The sequence below is a fragment of the Jeotgalibacillus haloalkalitolerans genome (genome assembly GCF_034427455.1).
GTDB lineage: Bacteria > Bacillota > Bacilli > Bacillales > Jeotgalibacillaceae > Jeotgalibacillus > Jeotgalibacillus haloalkalitolerans.
In genome coordinates, this window is sequence record NZ_JAXQNN010000002.1 from 546,505 (window position 1) to 562,086 (window position 15,582).

15 protein-coding genes are annotated in these 15,582 nt (G+C 41.9%); 1 reads left to right on the forward strand and 14 read right to left on the reverse strand.

Annotation, left to right across the window (positions count from 1 at the left end; translation table 11 throughout):
- A complete protein-coding gene (locus tag UFB30_RS07675) occupies window positions 1-2,016 on the reverse strand; it encodes a sigma 54-interacting transcriptional regulator (RefSeq protein WP_322421099.1) in 2,016 nt (671 codons plus the stop codon).
- Between the two features lie 133 nt (window positions 2,017-2,149).
- Between UFB30_RS07675 and UFB30_RS07680 the strand changes: the two genes are divergently transcribed.
- Window positions 2,150-2,392, forward strand: a complete 243-nt coding sequence (locus UFB30_RS07680; protein ID WP_322421100.1) for a DUF2627 domain-containing protein — start codon at window positions 2,150-2,152, stop codon at window positions 2,390-2,392.
- Between the two features lie 15 nt (window positions 2,393-2,407).
- On the opposite strand, the gene UFB30_RS07685 is transcribed toward UFB30_RS07680, so the two are convergent.
- From UFB30_RS07685 to nusB, 13 genes are all read right to left on the reverse strand, one after another.
- Window positions 2,408-3,124 carry a glycerophosphodiester phosphodiesterase gene (locus UFB30_RS07685; RefSeq protein ID WP_322421101.1) on the reverse strand — a complete coding sequence of 239 codons (717 nt, stop codon included), beginning with the start codon at window positions 3,122-3,124 and terminating at the stop codon, window positions 2,408-2,410.
- Between the two features lie 79 nt (window positions 3,125-3,203).
- Window positions 3,204-3,971, reverse strand: coding sequence for a sporulation transcription factor Spo0A (spo0A, locus tag UFB30_RS07690; protein WP_322421532.1), 768 nt, complete (start codon window positions 3,969-3,971; stop codon window positions 3,204-3,206).
- A 246-nt stretch (window positions 3,972-4,217) separates the two neighbouring features.
- On the reverse strand, window positions 4,218-5,210 hold the full coding sequence (gene spoIVB, locus UFB30_RS07695; RefSeq protein WP_322421102.1) for a SpoIVB peptidase: 993 nt from the start codon (window positions 5,208-5,210) through the stop codon (window positions 4,218-4,220).
- 94 nt (window positions 5,211-5,304) lie between these two features.
- A complete protein-coding gene (gene recN / locus UFB30_RS07700; RefSeq protein WP_322421103.1) occupies window positions 5,305-6,999 on the reverse strand; it encodes a DNA repair protein RecN in 1,695 nt (564 codons plus the stop codon).
- Window positions 7,000-7,015: 16 nt separating this feature from the next.
- Window positions 7,016-7,465 carry a transcriptional regulator AhrC/ArgR gene (ahrC, locus tag UFB30_RS07705; protein ID WP_322421533.1) on the reverse strand — a complete coding sequence of 150 codons (450 nt, stop codon included), beginning with the start codon at window positions 7,463-7,465 and terminating at the stop codon, window positions 7,016-7,018.
- Between the two features lie 228 nt (window positions 7,466-7,693).
- Entirely contained in the window at window positions 7,694-8,509 is an 816-nt protein-coding gene (locus tag UFB30_RS07710; RefSeq protein WP_322421104.1) for a TlyA family RNA methyltransferase, read from the reverse strand.
- A gap of 2 nt (window positions 8,510-8,511) precedes the next feature.
- Complete coding sequence (gene dxs, locus UFB30_RS07715) at window positions 8,512-10,404, reverse strand: 1-deoxy-D-xylulose-5-phosphate synthase (RefSeq protein ID WP_322421105.1); 1,893 nt, start codon at window positions 10,402-10,404, stop codon at window positions 8,512-8,514.
- A 75-nt stretch (window positions 10,405-10,479) separates the two neighbouring features.
- On the reverse strand, window positions 10,480-11,067 hold the full coding sequence (locus tag UFB30_RS07720) for a hypothetical protein (protein WP_322421106.1): 588 nt from the start codon (window positions 11,065-11,067) through the stop codon (window positions 10,480-10,482).
- 661 nt (window positions 11,068-11,728) lie between these two features.
- Window positions 11,729-12,607, reverse strand: coding sequence for a polyprenyl synthetase family protein (locus UFB30_RS07725; RefSeq protein ID WP_322421107.1), 879 nt, complete (start codon window positions 12,605-12,607; stop codon window positions 11,729-11,731).
- Window positions 12,604-12,837: an exodeoxyribonuclease VII small subunit gene (gene xseB / locus UFB30_RS07730; RefSeq protein WP_322421108.1), complete on the reverse strand. Its 234-nt coding sequence runs from the start codon at window positions 12,835-12,837 to the stop codon at window positions 12,604-12,606. Before xseB ends, UFB30_RS07725 begins: the two co-directional genes overlap by 4 nt.
- On the reverse strand, window positions 12,824-14,185 hold the full coding sequence (gene xseA, locus UFB30_RS07735; protein WP_322421109.1) for an exodeoxyribonuclease VII large subunit: 1,362 nt from the start codon (window positions 14,183-14,185) through the stop codon (window positions 12,824-12,826). Before xseA ends, xseB begins: the two co-directional genes overlap by 14 nt.
- 70 nt (window positions 14,186-14,255) lie before the next feature.
- Window positions 14,256-15,101 (reverse strand): bifunctional methylenetetrahydrofolate dehydrogenase/methenyltetrahydrofolate cyclohydrolase FolD, encoded by an 846-nt coding sequence (gene folD / locus UFB30_RS07740; protein WP_322421110.1) that lies wholly within the window; start codon window positions 15,099-15,101, stop codon window positions 14,256-14,258.
- Between the two features lie 19 nt (window positions 15,102-15,120).
- Window positions 15,121-15,522: a transcription antitermination factor NusB gene (gene nusB / locus UFB30_RS07745; RefSeq protein WP_322421111.1), complete on the reverse strand. Its 402-nt coding sequence runs from the start codon at window positions 15,520-15,522 to the stop codon at window positions 15,121-15,123.
- Window positions 15,523-15,582: the final 60 nt, after the last annotated feature.

The following is a 15,582-nucleotide window of genomic DNA, read 5'->3' on the forward strand; positions in this document are numbered from 1 at the left end:
CTACCCGCTCCTTTCTGTTTCCACCTGATACTTCTCAATTTTGTAGTACAGGTTTCTGATTGAGATATCAAGCTCTTTTGCAGTGGCAGTCTTATTGCCGTTATGCTTTCTGAGCGTCTGCTCTATAATTTCCTTCTCAACATTTTCAAGCTGTTCAGCCAACGGACCGTTCATTTCCCGCTTAAATGTCTGTTCACTCTGTAGAGGAATTAAATGCTTTTGTTCAATCAGCTCTTCTTTCTGATCCATAAAGATCATGGCTCTGCTCAATACATTTTCAAGCTCTCTTACATTTCCAGGCCACTCATAGCCGGTTAACTGTTCAAGTGCAGCACTTGAAATCCCTTTAACCGTTCTGCCAAAAGACTGGTTCAGCTTCATAATTAACCGTTCACATATGACAGGAATATCCTGTTTATGCGTTCTGAGTGGTGGAAGCTGAAGCGTTAACCGGGATAAATAATAATATAATTCCTCTGAAAATTGCCCTTTTGCAATGGCTCTTTCCAGATTAATATGAGAAGCAGTAATCACCCTTGCTTTGAATAAAATCATCTCACTGCTTCCATTTTTCTTTATCTGTCTGGTCTTTAATGCTTCCAGCAGCTTATTCTGTGATTCAAGGCTGAGTTCGCCGATTTCATCGAGGAATACTGTTCCTTCGCCTGCCTGCTCAAAAAGCCCTTCAGAAGATTCAGTACCAAATAGTGTTTCAAGCAGAAATGCAGCTGGCATACTGCCACAGTTCACTCTATTAAAAGAGTTGTACTTCCTGTCGCTTCCATTATGAATGGCATTGGCAAATAACTCTTTCCCACTCCCCTGTTCACCACGCAGCAAAACAGTCGTATTTGTTTTTGAGGCTACCTTCGCCTGCTCAGTCACAAGCAGGATTTCATCTGAGTTTCCGAGAATATCTTCAAATGTGTATTTCGCTTCGAGTGACCGGATAATTCTCCGTGCCCGGTCGAGTTCTGATGTAAGCTGATGGATTTCAGACAGATCGTGAATGACACCAACACTGCCTTTCAGCTGCCCGTTCACGATAATTGGCGCAACATTAACTGCAACCTCTTTTCTGTTCGGACCAACGATCATCTTGACTCCACGTACAGGCCGTCTTGTTTTCAGGACCTGCATATGCATACTTTCACCTTCGAAGATATCCGCTTCCGCCGGCTGACTGATCACTTCAGACTCTGTAAGCCCGGTTAACCTTGTATACGCCCGGTTAATCATCAGTCCCCTTCCCTGTTCATCAACTACAGAGATCGCATCGTCACTCGATTGAATAATCGCTTCGAGCATGGTTTGGATTTCTTTCAGGTTCGTCATTTCCTCTGCGAGATTGACGACTTCAGTGATATCTTTAAACACCGCAAATGCTCCAATTACGTCACCATTTTCATTCACCATCGGAATTCTGGTTGTCACCACTTTTGTGCCGTTATCAAGCATGAGCTCCTGATTATTTTCAGCACGTCCGGTTTCGATAATTCTTGGCAACCCACTCAATGGAACAACCTGATATATCGATTGATGCAGTGCCTTTTCCTTTTCGATCCCAATCATTTCCGCTGCTCTGGTATTAAATAAGATAATCCTGTGATCACAGTCAATCCCAATCATGCCATCATGTGTAGAATTCATTGCCAGTTCTCTTATGTAGGAATCATGTTCAAGGTGAGAGATCAGGGATTCTTTTTCGGTCAATAACTGATAAACTAAAGATGCTACACTTCCGGGAATTAATACGGTCTTTCGTGACCTGGCTTCCCTCAGCTGATGAAACGTTTCATCATCACCTGTAACATCTATAATGATGTCTGTCTGATCACTTAAATACTTCTTCCAGTCCTGTCCGGTTTCGATGTTCATTGACTGTGCCAATGTTAGACCCGGCGCCTGCGGATCGTGATCGACAACTGCATATACCTTGAAAGCATCACTTTCAGCCATCACTTGCAGCAAGGCGACACCTCCACGCCCAGCTCCGACAATCAGCACGTTTTGCAATATATTTCATCCTTCCTTTAATTTCACGCAATATCTTGCAACCTCCTACATTGTACATGAAAGCCCTTTCCTTGACAATGTTTTTTATCCATTGCATAGTTTGTACATAATGATTGATTTAAGGAGTTAGAATATGGCACGTATGATCGCATTAATTATTTTATTAATTCCCGGAGTCATTGCTGCTTACGGCATTAAACTCATGAGGGATATGTTTTTTGGACTTCAGGTTTCCTGGCTTCCTTCACTGTCACTGCAATTCTTTTTAGGGTTAATCATGTTTCTTGCCGGCCTCAGCTTTATTGGCGGGTTCTTATTACACAGAGACCGTAAAAAAAATAAAGTTCAGCAGCGTTTCGTCAAAAAAAAGCAGTAAAAGCGATCATCGCTTTTACTGCTTTTCTTTTCTTATTTTTTCTGCAAGATCAGGATCATCCGTGATCACACCTGCAAGCCCGGCATTGATCCACTTGCTGATTACAGCCGGCTTATTGAGTGTGTATAACCTGACGGGAATTCCGTAGTGCTGGCAATCCCTCATCAAACTCTCTGTCATTACCCTGAAATTCGCATGAATGGCATCTGCACCCGTTGATTTAATCAGCAGGAGAGGGTTTGTTCCTTTTTTTGAATATAGTGCTGCCACTTCAGAAGAGGTGATTTTCTTCAGTTTTTTCACACTCTGATGGTTAAAGGTTGAATAGATGACACGGTCCTCAAGTCCAAAATCTGCAACTTTTTGCACAATTGCCTCTTCCATGCCTTCATAAGCTACTTTATCATTTTTCAGTTCAATATTGATGACCAGATCCGTCTGTACTGCCCACTCAAGCACCTCTTCTAGCAATGGGATTTTTTCATTTTTGAACCACTTTCTTTTGATTGAAAGTTTCTTCAGATCTTTTTTTGTTAAATCCTTAACATATCCCCTGCCATTCGTTGTCCGGTTGACGGTTTCATCATGAATGACAACTAAATATCCATCTTTAGACATGTGAATATCAAGTTCAATTCCATAGCAACCTGATTTCTCAGCTTTCTTGAAAGCTAACATCGTATTTTCAGGATATTTAAGCGAGCTGCCTCTGTGAGCGAATACTTTTGACACGTTCATCACATCCAAATAAATATATTTATCTTATGAAAAAAACGCCAGTTTGGATACTGGCGTCCTGTTCATTATATGATTAGCTTGCTTTATGCTCAAGTCTCAGCTTATCAGCAACCATTGCGATAAATTCTGAATTCGTCGGTTTTGATTTCGCAGCTGATACGGTGTAGCCGAACATATTCGTAATTGCATCGACATTTCCACGATTCCACGCTACTTCAATGGCGTGTCTGATGGCTCTTTCAACACGGGAAGAAGTCGTATTGAATTTTTTTGCAATATCAGGATACAGTATTTTAGTGATTGACCCAAGAAGCTCGATATCATGATATACCATTGAAATCGCTTCTCTCAAGTACATGTACCCTTTTATGTGTGCCGGTACACCTATTTCATGAATGACGCTCGTAATACTTGCATCCAGGTTTGGCTTTTTATTTTTTTCACGTTTTGTATGACTGATCATCGGGCGATCCTTTTTCCCTAACACCTGGCGAATTACCTGCAGCAAGTTGTCCATGTCGAAAGGCTTAAGAATAAAATATGATGCGCCAAGCTCAAGCGCTTTACTTGTCACATCTTCCTGACCGAAAGCAGTCAGCATGATCACGTGGGGATTTTTTTCGAGTTCAAGCTCTTTCATTTTTTCCAGTGCATTCAGTCCATCAATATGCGGCATGATAATGTCCAACAGACAAACATCCACAGGTGTTTCTTCAATCATATCAAGAAATTCCTGTCCGTTAAACGCAGTTCCTGCAACTTCCATATCAGGCTGATTGTTAATAAATGTTTCTAATGTTGATACTAACTCCCGATTATCATCAATAATACATACCTTCATCTTTTCCACTAAAATTCCTCCCCATCATGATTTCTCACTTAACGTATTCGACATGCGGAATTAAATCCCTTTTCATTGTAAGACTTTTTTAAAAAATTAACAAGTTTTCTTTTAAATACTCTTGAATGCTCTTCTTTTCGATATATTTCAACAATAACTGACATATTGTCGAATTTATGTACAGTTTATCATGAAAACCGTTTTTGACCAACAGTTGCCGGAAATGGAATAAACCAAAAGAACAGGCTAAGACGCCTGTTCCTTCAGCATATCTTCTATATAAAGTGCATAACCTTCATTTGGCTGGTGAATCAAAACGTGAGAAACCGCACCTATTAACTGATCATTCTGTATGATCGGACTTCCACTCATTCCCTGAATAATACCGCCAGTTTTTTCAATAAGCTTGGGATCTGACAGGCGGATTTTCATTCCTATTTCTCCGCTGGGAAGCGTAACATCCGTATCGAGGATTTCAATACTAAATGCTTCAATTTCTTGACCTTTTAATACCGTCAGGATCTCAGCTTTCCCTTTTTTCACTTGATCTTTCTGTGCGGTGTTAAGTGCTTTTTGATGCTCATTGTTTACACGCTGAAATAATTCACCGAATATGCCGGTCGATGCATTCTTTTTTATTTCACCGAGCATGCTAGTTTTATCATTAAAATATGCAATTTTTCCTCCAGGGTTACCCGCCCTGCTCTTTTGAATATCTCTGATCTCCGCAGGCTTAATATGTCCGGATTTCATTTCAACCGGAAGCTTTGTGTGCTGTTCAGATACAACATGGCCCAGCGCGCCAAAGCGGAGCGTTTCCGGGTCAATATAAGTCAGCGTACCGACTCCATAAATTTCATGTTTTGCAAAAAAGCCTAATTGTGACTGACCTTTTTCATTTTTGATCAGTTGTACATTTTTAGTAAGGGTCTGATCGTTTCTGATCACTTCAAGACGGATAGTTTCTTCTGTTTCAGCTTGATCCACTGCACTGTTTAATTCATCTACTGTTTGAACTTTTGTACCGTTAACGCTGCTGATTCTGTCTCCAATTTTAATTCCAGCCCGCTCTGACGGAGAAATTTCATTAGCTGGTGCATAAAAACCTGTCACTAATACGCCATTTGTCTCAAGAACTATTCCAATCGACTGACCGCCTGGTATCAGTTCCATCGCTGCACAATACTGCGCTGTAACAGAGCTAATGATTAAAACGGCAAGAATCAGCTTTTTGATCATCTGCATCCCTCCTCTCTACTAGTTATAATTTGAGCGAAAAGAGGAAAAATATCAGCATGTAAAAAGAAAAAAGCTATCCGGTAATGGATAGCTTTTACACAGCTGATTTTTTAATTGTATGAGCTAAGTTAATGAGTTCTTCTGCATGACTGATGGTCAGGTCTGTAATTTCCACCCCTGAAATCATTCTGCTGATTTCTTTTACCCTGTCCTCTTTAGCAAGCGGACTGACACTTGTATGAGTACGGTCATTTTTGACTTCTTTTGATATAAATAAATGGCGGTCACTGATCGCAGCAACCTGCGGCAGGTGCGAAATACAAAGCACCTGGGAGTGAGATGAAATTGAGTAGATTTTTTCAGCAATGGCCTGGGCTACTCTGCCGCTTACACCTGTGTCCACTTCATCAAATATGATTGATGTGATGCCCTGATGCTGTGAAAAGATTGTTTTAAGCGCGAGCATCATTCTTGAAATTTCTCCACCGGAGGCCACCTTAATCAGCGGCTTCAGCGGTTCCCCGGGATTTGTTGAAATATAAAACTCAATCTCATCGACACCGTTCGATTTGTACAGGTCAGGTTTTTGCTCAGCGAAAAACACTTTAAAAACCGCTTTATCCATGTAAAGCGCTTTTAACTCACCGTGAATGGCTTCTGTTAAAGTTTCTGACCATTTTTTTCTGAGTGCGGTTAAGTGGTCTGCCTCAACTGACAGATCCTTCTCGACTGATTCAAGCTTATTTTTCAATTCCTCAAGAGATGAATCTTTATTTGTGATGGCTTCTATTTCTTCTTCAATCCCAGAGAAATACTCCATTATTTCTTCTATGGAAGAGCCATACTTCCGCTTTAACTGATTGATTTCATTGAGTCTGTCTTCAATCATCTGAAGTCTTTCAGGATCAAATTCCATACCGTCTAAATGCTGCCTGATCTCTCTTGCTGAATCCTCAAGCAGATAAAACTGACTGCTGATTGTATCACTGATTTCTTTTAACTCAACATCAATATCCGCTGCATGCTCCATATTAGACATCGCAAGGCCTGTCCAATCAAGACCACGCTGTTCACCCTGTAATGCTTCATAAGCCGTCTGGAGCGATTCATAAAGCTTTTCAAAATTAGATAGCCTGATTTTCTCTTCCATTAACTCTTCATCTTCATTAATTGAAAGATCAGCATCCTGAATTTCCTTGTATTGAAACTGGATCAAATCAAGTCTGTGCGCCATTTGCTGATCGTTTTCAGATAAAGATCTGATTTGTTTTTTAAGATCCGCATAGACAGTAAATACTTCCTGATAATTCTTTTTCGCTTCACTGATCTCTTTGGCTCCAAACTGATCAAGCAAATTAATGTGTGCGGATTCATCCATTAACTCCTGACTTTCATGCTGCCCGTGGATGTCAATTAACGCACCACCGACTTCTCTTAAAATAGAAATCGTGACCAGCTTTCCGTTAATCCGGCATGAGCTCTTACCGGAAGAAGAAATATCCCGCTTCAAAAGAACCATTTCATCTTCTATTTCAATACCGAATTCCTGACATTTATGGAACACAGGATGTCCTGCCGGAGCAGAAAACACACCCTCAATTTCTGCTTTTTTCTCACCATGCCTGACAAATTCAGCCGATCCTCTCGCTCCGACAAGCAGCTGTACAGCATCTATAATGATCGACTTACCCGCACCGGTTTCACCGGTTAAAACAGTGAGTCCTTCCTCTAAAGATAATGAAAGTTCATCTATAATCGCAAAATTACGTATTGATAAGTCCTGTAACAAACAATATCACCCCTGTTTAAAGCATATCAATAAAGCGCTTTGAAATGGTACCTGCTTCATCTTCTGATCTGCATATAATTAAACATGTATCGTCACCGCAGATTGTGCCGAGAATTTCGTCCCAGTCAAGATTATCGATCAATGCACCAATTGCGTTTGCATTTCCCGGTAAAGTTTTCATAACGAGCAAATGACCTGCACCGTCAATTCTAACGAAAGCATCAGTCAGCGTTCTTTTTAGTTTTTGAAGCGGATTAAACCGCTGATCAGCAGGCAGGGAATATTTATATCTGCCATCATGTAATGGGACTTTCACCAAATGCAGTTCTTTGATATCTCTGGAGATTGTAGCCTGAGTCACCGGGAACCCCGCATTTTTCAGCTCATCTACAAGCTCATCCTGTGTTTCAATATCATTGTTTACAATAATTTCTCTTATTTTAATATGTCGTTGTCCTTTATTTATCATATCTTCACTCCGTCTGTATGAATATTTATGCTTAAATATACAGTTATCTTAACGTACATTTTCCAATTTGTACACTGAGGTGAGTGAGGAAGGCTTTATTTTGTTCGCGCACCCCTGACCTGTGAATAATAAAAAGACTGGGACAAAAAATTGTCCCAGTCTTTTTATTATTTTGCCGGGCTATAAAGTGATCACATAATCTAACCTGCAGCAGTTTTTATTTTCTTATAAACTTGCATGCGCTTCTGCCACAACGTCTTCGAGTACAACGTCATCCGTGATTTTACCTTTTTCAGTCTCTGTCGTTCGCAGGTGTAAAAGGAACTCAATGTTGCCATCTCCACCTGTGATTGGTGAAAATGAAGCTGCAAGTACATCGTAACCGGTTTCTGTCGCAAAAGCAGAAATCTTATTGACGACCTCTAGGTGTACTTTCCTGTCTCTTACAATCCCCTTTTTCCCAACCTGCTCACGTCCTGCTTCAAACTGAGGCTTCACGAGTGCAAGCACATCACTGCCAGGTTTAAGTAATGTGCGTAATACCGGAAGAATGATCTTCAAAGAAATAAATGATACATCAATTGAAGCAAAGTCCGGTGTTCCTTCTTTCAGGTCTTCAGGTGTCAGGTACCTGAAGTTTGTCCGCTCCATTACGATTACCCGCGGGTCCTGCCTTAATTTCCAGGCAAGCTGATTATAGCCGACATCAACCGCATAGGACTGTCTGGCGCCATTTTGAAGTGCGCAGTCAGTGAATCCGCCGGTTGACGACCCGACATCAATCATACATTTATCTTTCACGTTTATATTGAATTCCTTTAATGCTTTTTCAAGCTTTAATCCGCCCCGGCTGACATATGGCATAACTTTTCCTTTAACCGTCAGCAGTGCGTCTTCAGGGATTTTTTCTCCAGGCTTATCAAGTCTTGTTTCATTATGAAAAACTAATCCCGCCATAATGGCTCTTTTAGCTTTTTCACGTGTTTCTGCAAGTCCCTGATCTACAAGCAGAATATCAACTCTCTGTTTTTTAATTTTCATGCTCAGGCTCTTTTCTCCTTCATCGGAACAATTGATCTGATCACCTTCACAGCCTGTTCAGTTGTCAGGTCAATTTCTTCTAACAGCTGATCAACATTGCCATGTTCAATAAACTGATCAGGGATTCCCATTCTTTCGATCTTCGCGTGTGAAAACTGCTGATCATGAGCAAATTCAAGTACCGCACTGCCGAATCCGCCCTGAAGAACTGCTTCTTCGATGGTTAGAATCGGCATATTTAATGCAAGTAAATCTTTTAACATTGTTTCATCCAGCGGCTTGATAAACCTTGCATTTATCACGCGTACTGAAATACCTTCCTGCTCCAAATGGTCTGCAGCTTCAAGCGCCATAGGAATTGTTGTACCAAATGTTAATATCGCAGCATCAGACCCTTCTTTCAGCACTTCCCAGCTGCCAATCGGAATTTGCTGCAGGGTATCGTCCATCTGGACACCTAATCCGTTACCTCTTGGATATCTCATCGCGATTGGACCGTCATCATACGTTAAAGCTGTGTGGACCATATGCTGTCCTTCATTTTCATCCTTCGGCATCATGACAACCATATTTGGAAGACTTCTCAGAAAAGCGATATCGAATACTCCCTGATGTGTTTCTCCATCGGCTCCAACAAGTCCCGCACGGTCGATTCCGATAAATACGTTCAGATTCTGACGGCAGATATCATGCACGACCTGATCGTATGCACGCTGAAGGAATGTAGAGTAAATCGCAAGGAAAGGCTTCATGTTTTGTGTGGCAAGACCTGCAGATAATGTTGTCGCATGCTGTTCAGCGATTCCCACATCAAACATTCTGTCAGGAAACTCACTTGCAAACCCTTCAAGCTTTGATCCGACAGGCATTGCTGGTGTAACAGCAACGATTCTCTGATCGGTTCTGGCTTCTTTTCGCACTGTTTCAGCTACCAGCGCACTCCAGCCAGGTGCTTTTGCAGACGATTTGATTAAATCGCCTGTATCAATTTTATATGGGCCTGTCCCATGCCACGTTCCGACTGTGTCATTTTCAGCAGGGTGGAATCCTTTTCCTTTTTTCGTAATCACATGAAGGATGACTGGACCTTTTGTTTTTTTAGCATATCTGATATTTTCATCCAGCTCATCAAAGTTATGACCATCAACAGGGCCTAAATAAGTAAAGCCGAGTTCTTCAAAAAACATTCCGGATACGAGCAGATACTTGAGACTGTCTTTAACCCGCTCTGCAGCAGATGCAAGCCTTCCTCCGACTGCCGGCACCTTTTTAATCAGATACTCAAGGTCGTCTTTTGCTTTGTTGTATTTTCCGGCAGTTCTCATCCGTCCTAGGACACTATGCAGGGCACCTACGTTTGGCGCAATCGACATTTCATTGTCATTTAAGACTACAATCATATCCTTTTTCTCATGACCGATGTGATTGAGCGCTTCCAAAGCCATCCCGCCGGTTAAAGCGCCATCTCCGATAATCGGCACAACGAAATTGCTGTCGCCTTTAATATCACGCGCAATTGCCATACCCATCGCTGCAGATAAAGAAGTGGAACTGTGTCCTGTTTCCCAGACATCATGTTCACTTTCAATCATCTTTGGAAATCCGCAAAGTCCCTTGTATTGTCTGAGCGTATCAAATTGATCAGCACGTCCGGTCAGGATTTTATGAACATAAGACTGATGCCCAACGTCCCACAGGAATTTATCATCCGGACTGTTAAAATGCTTATGCAGGGCGAGCGTTAATTCCACTACTCCCAGGTTCGGTCCGATATGACCACCTGTTGCTGAAAGCTTTTCAATCAGAAACGTACGGATTTCCTCACTTAATTCAATTAACTGTTCTTTATTCAGATCTTTTAAAAAACCAGGGTCTTTAATTTGATTTATCTCCACCCGGATCACTCACTTTCTCAGAAGGAACCACAGCTATTTGCATGACAAATTGTACAGTGTTCCCCAGAATAAATTCTATTTCGTTTTCTTTGTATCTTTAATTATAACAAGGTGTAATTTTTCCTCAAGAAATTGTAGGGTTTTTCCTACCCTGAATATGATATCTTTGGAAAAAGTAATGGCAAGTGACTTTCCCATCGCTTTTCCGCCAACTGTAAGCGCTGCAATCAGACTTGTCAGCCCGATGTTGATGGAACTCTCAATCAGAGAGCCCTGACCCAGCTGTAGCTCGTTTGCTAGCTGGATGATCACGATCGCTGCAGCTGCTCCACTGATTATACCTGCTATATCCCCTATAACATCGTTACAGAAACTAGCAAACCGGTCTGCATTTCTGACAATTCTAATGGCGTACTTCGCACCATACACTTTTTTTGCAGCCATTGCGTGAAACGGCTTTTCCTCACCGGCTGCAGCAGCAATACCAAGCATGTCAAAAAAGACGCCGATGACAACAATCATGAGGACCACGATCAATCCCACTGTCCAGTTGACCTGATTAAGTATACTTGTTGAAAGAAGTGAAAAAATAGCCGCTAACACTCCTGTGATAACGGCTATCGTAACACTCCACTTTATTGTTTTATGTAAGAAGCTGTTCAATTCACATCACACCTAAAAGTAATAAAGGGTGGTCGCGATCAGAGTTAACATTACGGCTTAGGTCCAGTAGGTTTTCCCAATTCGACACCAGCTGTTGCCATACTGGCGGTTTCCCATTATATCGAATTCGGCAGGGTTTCCCGCTGCCGGACTGGATTGCCACTTAGTCCGCACTCTAATCCTCTGAACACGTCTGCGTACAGTCTAGGAGATTTCCTCGGCAGCCCTGATCCTGACTCCTTATCCTCTTTTGCAGAAGTGATTTCATACGGGCTGAAAAGAACATATTAATGGCCAACTAATGTGTTCTCTATAACCATAATCCCCTCACATTCCACTCAAGGCAGGCTACGCTGCGGCTGATTGTCATCACTTCCACAGGTTCATACAATCATTCTCCTGCATATGCTTTATGCCAGCTGAAAATGAAAGCCTCCGCGGTAAGCGGGTCATCGCCCACATGCCATTGTGGATCGCCCGCAAACCTTACTCCCAGAAAAAGCCCAAAGCTGGGCGCCTCAAGCCAAAACCAGGAACTTCATCGATATGCCCTTTAGTGGATTTTTAGGCCCACCTTCGGAATCGGCGGACTGACTAGAATACTGCACCACCCATTTAGGGAAGTATAACATATTCATTTTTCTGCTGTCTTGCAATACACTCAGTTTTTCCGGCTGCCGATTAAATCAGTCAACTCCAATAGCAGTAAAGGTTCAGGATGCAGATCAAAAAGCAATCCTCTCGCTTCAGAAAGATGGTAACTGAGTTTTTCTTTTGCTTTATTCATACCCAGTATCGCCGGGTATGTGCTTTTTTGACGTCCTTCATCACTGCCGACAGGTTTACCGATTTCATCCTGATTACCCTCAACGTCAAGAATGTCATCTCTGATCTGGAATGCAAGTCCGATGTGTTCGGCAAATAGCCGCAGTTTATTTAAGTCTGATTCAGTCAGGCCGCTCATCACACCACCTGCAGCAGCTGCAAACTCCAGCAGTCTGCCAGTTTTACGTCTGTGGACAGATTCCAACTGTTCAAGTGTTAATGATGCATTCTCACCTTCAATATCAGCCATCTGCCCGCCAACCATTCCTTCAGCGCCGGCAGCATTTGCAAGCATTGAGATCATTCTCACTTTAGAATGGGCATCGATTGAGGAATCAGCTACCAGTTCAAAACTTCTTGTCAATAATGCATCTCCCGAAAGAATAGCAGTCGCTTCTCCAAATACTTTATGATTTGTAGGCAGCCCTCTTCTTAAATCGTCATCATCCATGCTTGGAAGATCATCATGAATCAGCGAGTACGTGTGAATCATTTCAAGCGCCGCAGCTGTTTTAAGTCCTTTATCAGTATCCGCACCGAATGTTTCCATCACAGCAAGTAATAATAATGGACGTATTCTTTTTCCACCTGCTTTTATAGAATACAACATTGATTCTTTAAGTGTATCAGGTGTACTGAGCGACCTGATTGCAGAAATCAGTTCTTCTTCTATCAGGCTTTTTTGAATATTGCTGAATTGTCCAAGCATATTCATTCAGATAACTCCTCTGGATCGATTGGTGTTTCCCCATCTTCAGTCATCATAACAGCCAGCTGCTTTTCTGCGCTTTGCAGTTTTTCATGACAAAGCTTGGACAGCTCCACACCTTTTTTATAATAATCAATTGCTTCTTCCAAAGGGACGTCCCCCTCTTCCAGCTTTGCAACGATTTCTTCAAGACCTTCCACTGCTTCTTCAAATGAATATTCTTTATTTTTCTCCATGCTTATCACGCTCCACCTTTTGCTCTACTGTACAGATTAAATCTGCCGCTTGAAGTGATACTGTAATTTTATCTCCAGCGTCTACCTGTTCGCTACTTTTAATAAGCTCATTTGAATCATTAAACACAAGAGAATACCCTCTATTCATTATTTTAAGCGGACTTAACGCTTCAAGGGATGCGGTCGCCTGTATAAAACGCTGTCTGCTCGCGTTCACTTTTTTTGATGATGTGTTTTCGAGCCTGTCCATTAAGCGGTCCAGATGATTTTTTTTACGTTCAATTTGGTTTGAAGGATTCAGTCTAATTAATTTTTCGTGGATTCTTTCTCTTTTTATTTTGGCTTTTTGAATGATTGCTGCACTTTCTCTGTACAGACGTTCATTTAGTCTGTCTAAGTTTTGTGCGTGCGGTTCAATCATTTTTTCAGGCCTTCTGAAAACGATTGAGTCCGTCTGCTTTTTTAATTGCTGTTTTTGATATTGGATCAGCTGGGCTATTGCTCTGTGTGACCTTACTTCCATACTCATAATCCGCTCTCTGACCTCTTCTATATGAGGAACTGCAATCTCTGCAGCTGCTGTTGGCGTCGGTGCCCGTAAGTCTGCAGCAAAGTCTGCAATTGTGACATCCGTTTCATGACCGACAGCTGATATGACCGGAACAGGAAAAGAAGCAATCTCTCTTGCAATCTGTTCATCATTAAATGCCCATAGCTCTTCAATGGATCCTCCGCCACGGCCGATGATTAACAGATCAAGTGAGGAATCCCCTGCAGCAGCATTAAGTGCCTGAAGAATCGATGGCACCGCTTTTTCCCCCTGTACAGAACAGGGGTACAACCGGATGCCTGCAACCGGATACCTTCTTCCAGCTGTGGTCATGATGTCTTTAATGACCGCTCCGGAAGCTGATGTAATCACGCCGATATTTTCAGGATACGCTGGCAGGGATCTTTTTCTGCCCTGATCAAATAAACCTTCCTTCTGAAGCTTTTCTTTCAGCTGTTCATAAGCAAGATACAGTGCCCCCACACCATCAGGCTCCATCTTTTTAACATACAGCTGATATTGCCCGCTTGATTCAAATACGGATACATCTGCCTGAAGCAGCACTTCCATGCCGTTTTCCGGTTTAAACTTAAGTGAGGATGCAGCAGATGAAAACATGACTGCACTGATTCTGGTTTTCTGATCTTTTAATGTGAAGTACATATGACCGCTTGAAGGCTGCTTCAGATTAGAGATTTCACCTTTAATGTAGACACCGCTTAAATGGGGATCAGCATCAAACTTTCTTTTTATGTATTTAGTCAGTGCACTGACAGTTAAGTATCTTAAAGTGGACATTTTAACACTCCTAAATCGTCAAAAGCGGTTCCGAGTGACTTCATCGGAACCGCTAAGCTGATACTTTATGTTATCTTGAGAAACGCTCAGCTGATTCAACTGTATTAAACAGCAGCATTGTAATGGTCATTGGTCCTACACCGCCGGGAACCGGAGTGATTGCTGATGCTTTTAGTCTGCACTGGTCATAATCAACATCACCACATAATTTCCCTTCTTCATCACGGTTCATCCCGACATCTATAACCACTGCCCCGCTTTTAATATGATCTGCGGTAATCAGATTGCGTATACCCGCAGCAGCAATTAAAATATCAGCCTGCGCAGTATGCGTTTTAAGATCTGCTGTTTTAGAATGACAATACGTTACGGTGGCGCTTTTTCCGAGCAGGAGCTGACCCATCGGCTTTCCGACAATATTGCTTCTTCCAACAACCACAGCATGTTTACCTGCAGGGTCAATTTCCTGGAATTCAAGCATTTTCATGATTCCATTCGGCGTACACGGATAAAAAGCTTCTCCTCCAGCCTGCAGTCTTCCAATGTTAATCGGATGAAATCCATCAACATCTTTTGAAGGATAAATTGCTTCTATTACTGACGTTTCACTGATATGGGCAGGCAGTGGCAGTTGAACAAGGATCCCATGAATCAGCTGGTCTTCATTAAGCTCCTGAATGATATCAAGAAGTTCTGATTCCTTTACAGTGTCAGGCAGTTTTACCAGCTTAGAATAAATGCCCAGGTCTTCACACGCTTTCTGCTTCATTGATACATATGTCTTTGAAGCCTGGTTATCCCCGATCAGAATAACAGCCAGTCCAGGTGTGATATCCTCCAATTGGTTAATTCTGTCTTTTAACTGTGCTCGCATTGTTTGAGCAATTTTTTTACCATCAATAATTTCAGCAGACATTCAACGTTCCTCCCGTGATTCAATCACGTGAATGTAAGTGAGACACTACCTTCGAAAGAAGTCCATTCACGAATTTGCTTGATTTTTCATCACCGAAACGCTTTGAAATTTCAACCGCTTCATTCAGAACCACATTATGAGGCACATCATCTTTTTTGTATAAAAGTTCATACAGCGCAACTCTCAGAATGTTGCGGTCTACTCTTGCAAGGCGTTCGATCTTCCATTTTTCAAGATGATTCTGTATAACCTGGTCAATTTCTGACAGGTGACCGCTCACACCCTCTACCAGGTCTGTTAAATAATCGTCGTGTTTTTCGTCTTCCAGAATATTTTCAATCGCTGTTTCCGGCGTCATTTCATTCATTTCCATTTGGAATAACGCTTGCAGCGCTTTCTCTCTGGCCGTTCTTCTTTTCATTTCAGGTTTAACTCCTTCTCTATTTGCATAAAATCCATGTCATAAAAAGATCATAGCATA

Bases quoted from the DNA above. Each gene is read 5' to 3' on its own strand.
- xseB (WP_322421108.1), bottom strand. From the start codon at position 12,837: ATGGAGAAAAATAAAGAATATTCATTTGAAGAAGCAGTGGAAGGTCTT.
- spoIVB (WP_322421102.1), bottom strand. From the start codon at position 5,210: ATGATCAAAAAGCTGATTCTTGCCGTTTTAATCATTAGCTCTGTTACA.
- UFB30_RS07710 (WP_322421104.1), bottom strand. From the start codon at position 8,509: ATGAAAATTAAAAAACAGAGAGTTGATATTCTGCTTGTAGATCAGGGA.
- UFB30_RS07680 (WP_322421100.1), top strand. From the start codon at position 2,150: ATGGCACGTATGATCGCATTAATTATTTTATTAATTCCCGGAGTCATT.
- nusB (WP_322421111.1), bottom strand. From the start codon at position 15,522: ATGAAAAGAAGAACGGCCAGAGAGAAAGCGCTGCAAGCGTTATTCCAA.
- UFB30_RS07725 (WP_322421107.1), bottom strand. From the start codon at position 12,607: ATGAATATGCTTGGACAATTCAGCAATATTCAAAAAAGCCTGATAGAA.
- folD (WP_322421110.1), bottom strand. From the start codon at position 15,101: ATGTCTGCTGAAATTATTGATGGTAAAAAAATTGCTCAAACAATGCGA.
- xseA (WP_322421109.1), bottom strand. From the start codon at position 14,185: ATGTCCACTTTAAGATACTTAACTGTCAGTGCACTGACTAAATACATA.
- spo0A (WP_322421532.1), bottom strand. From the start codon at position 3,971: ATGAAGGTATGTATTATTGATGATAATCGGGAGTTAGTATCAACATTA.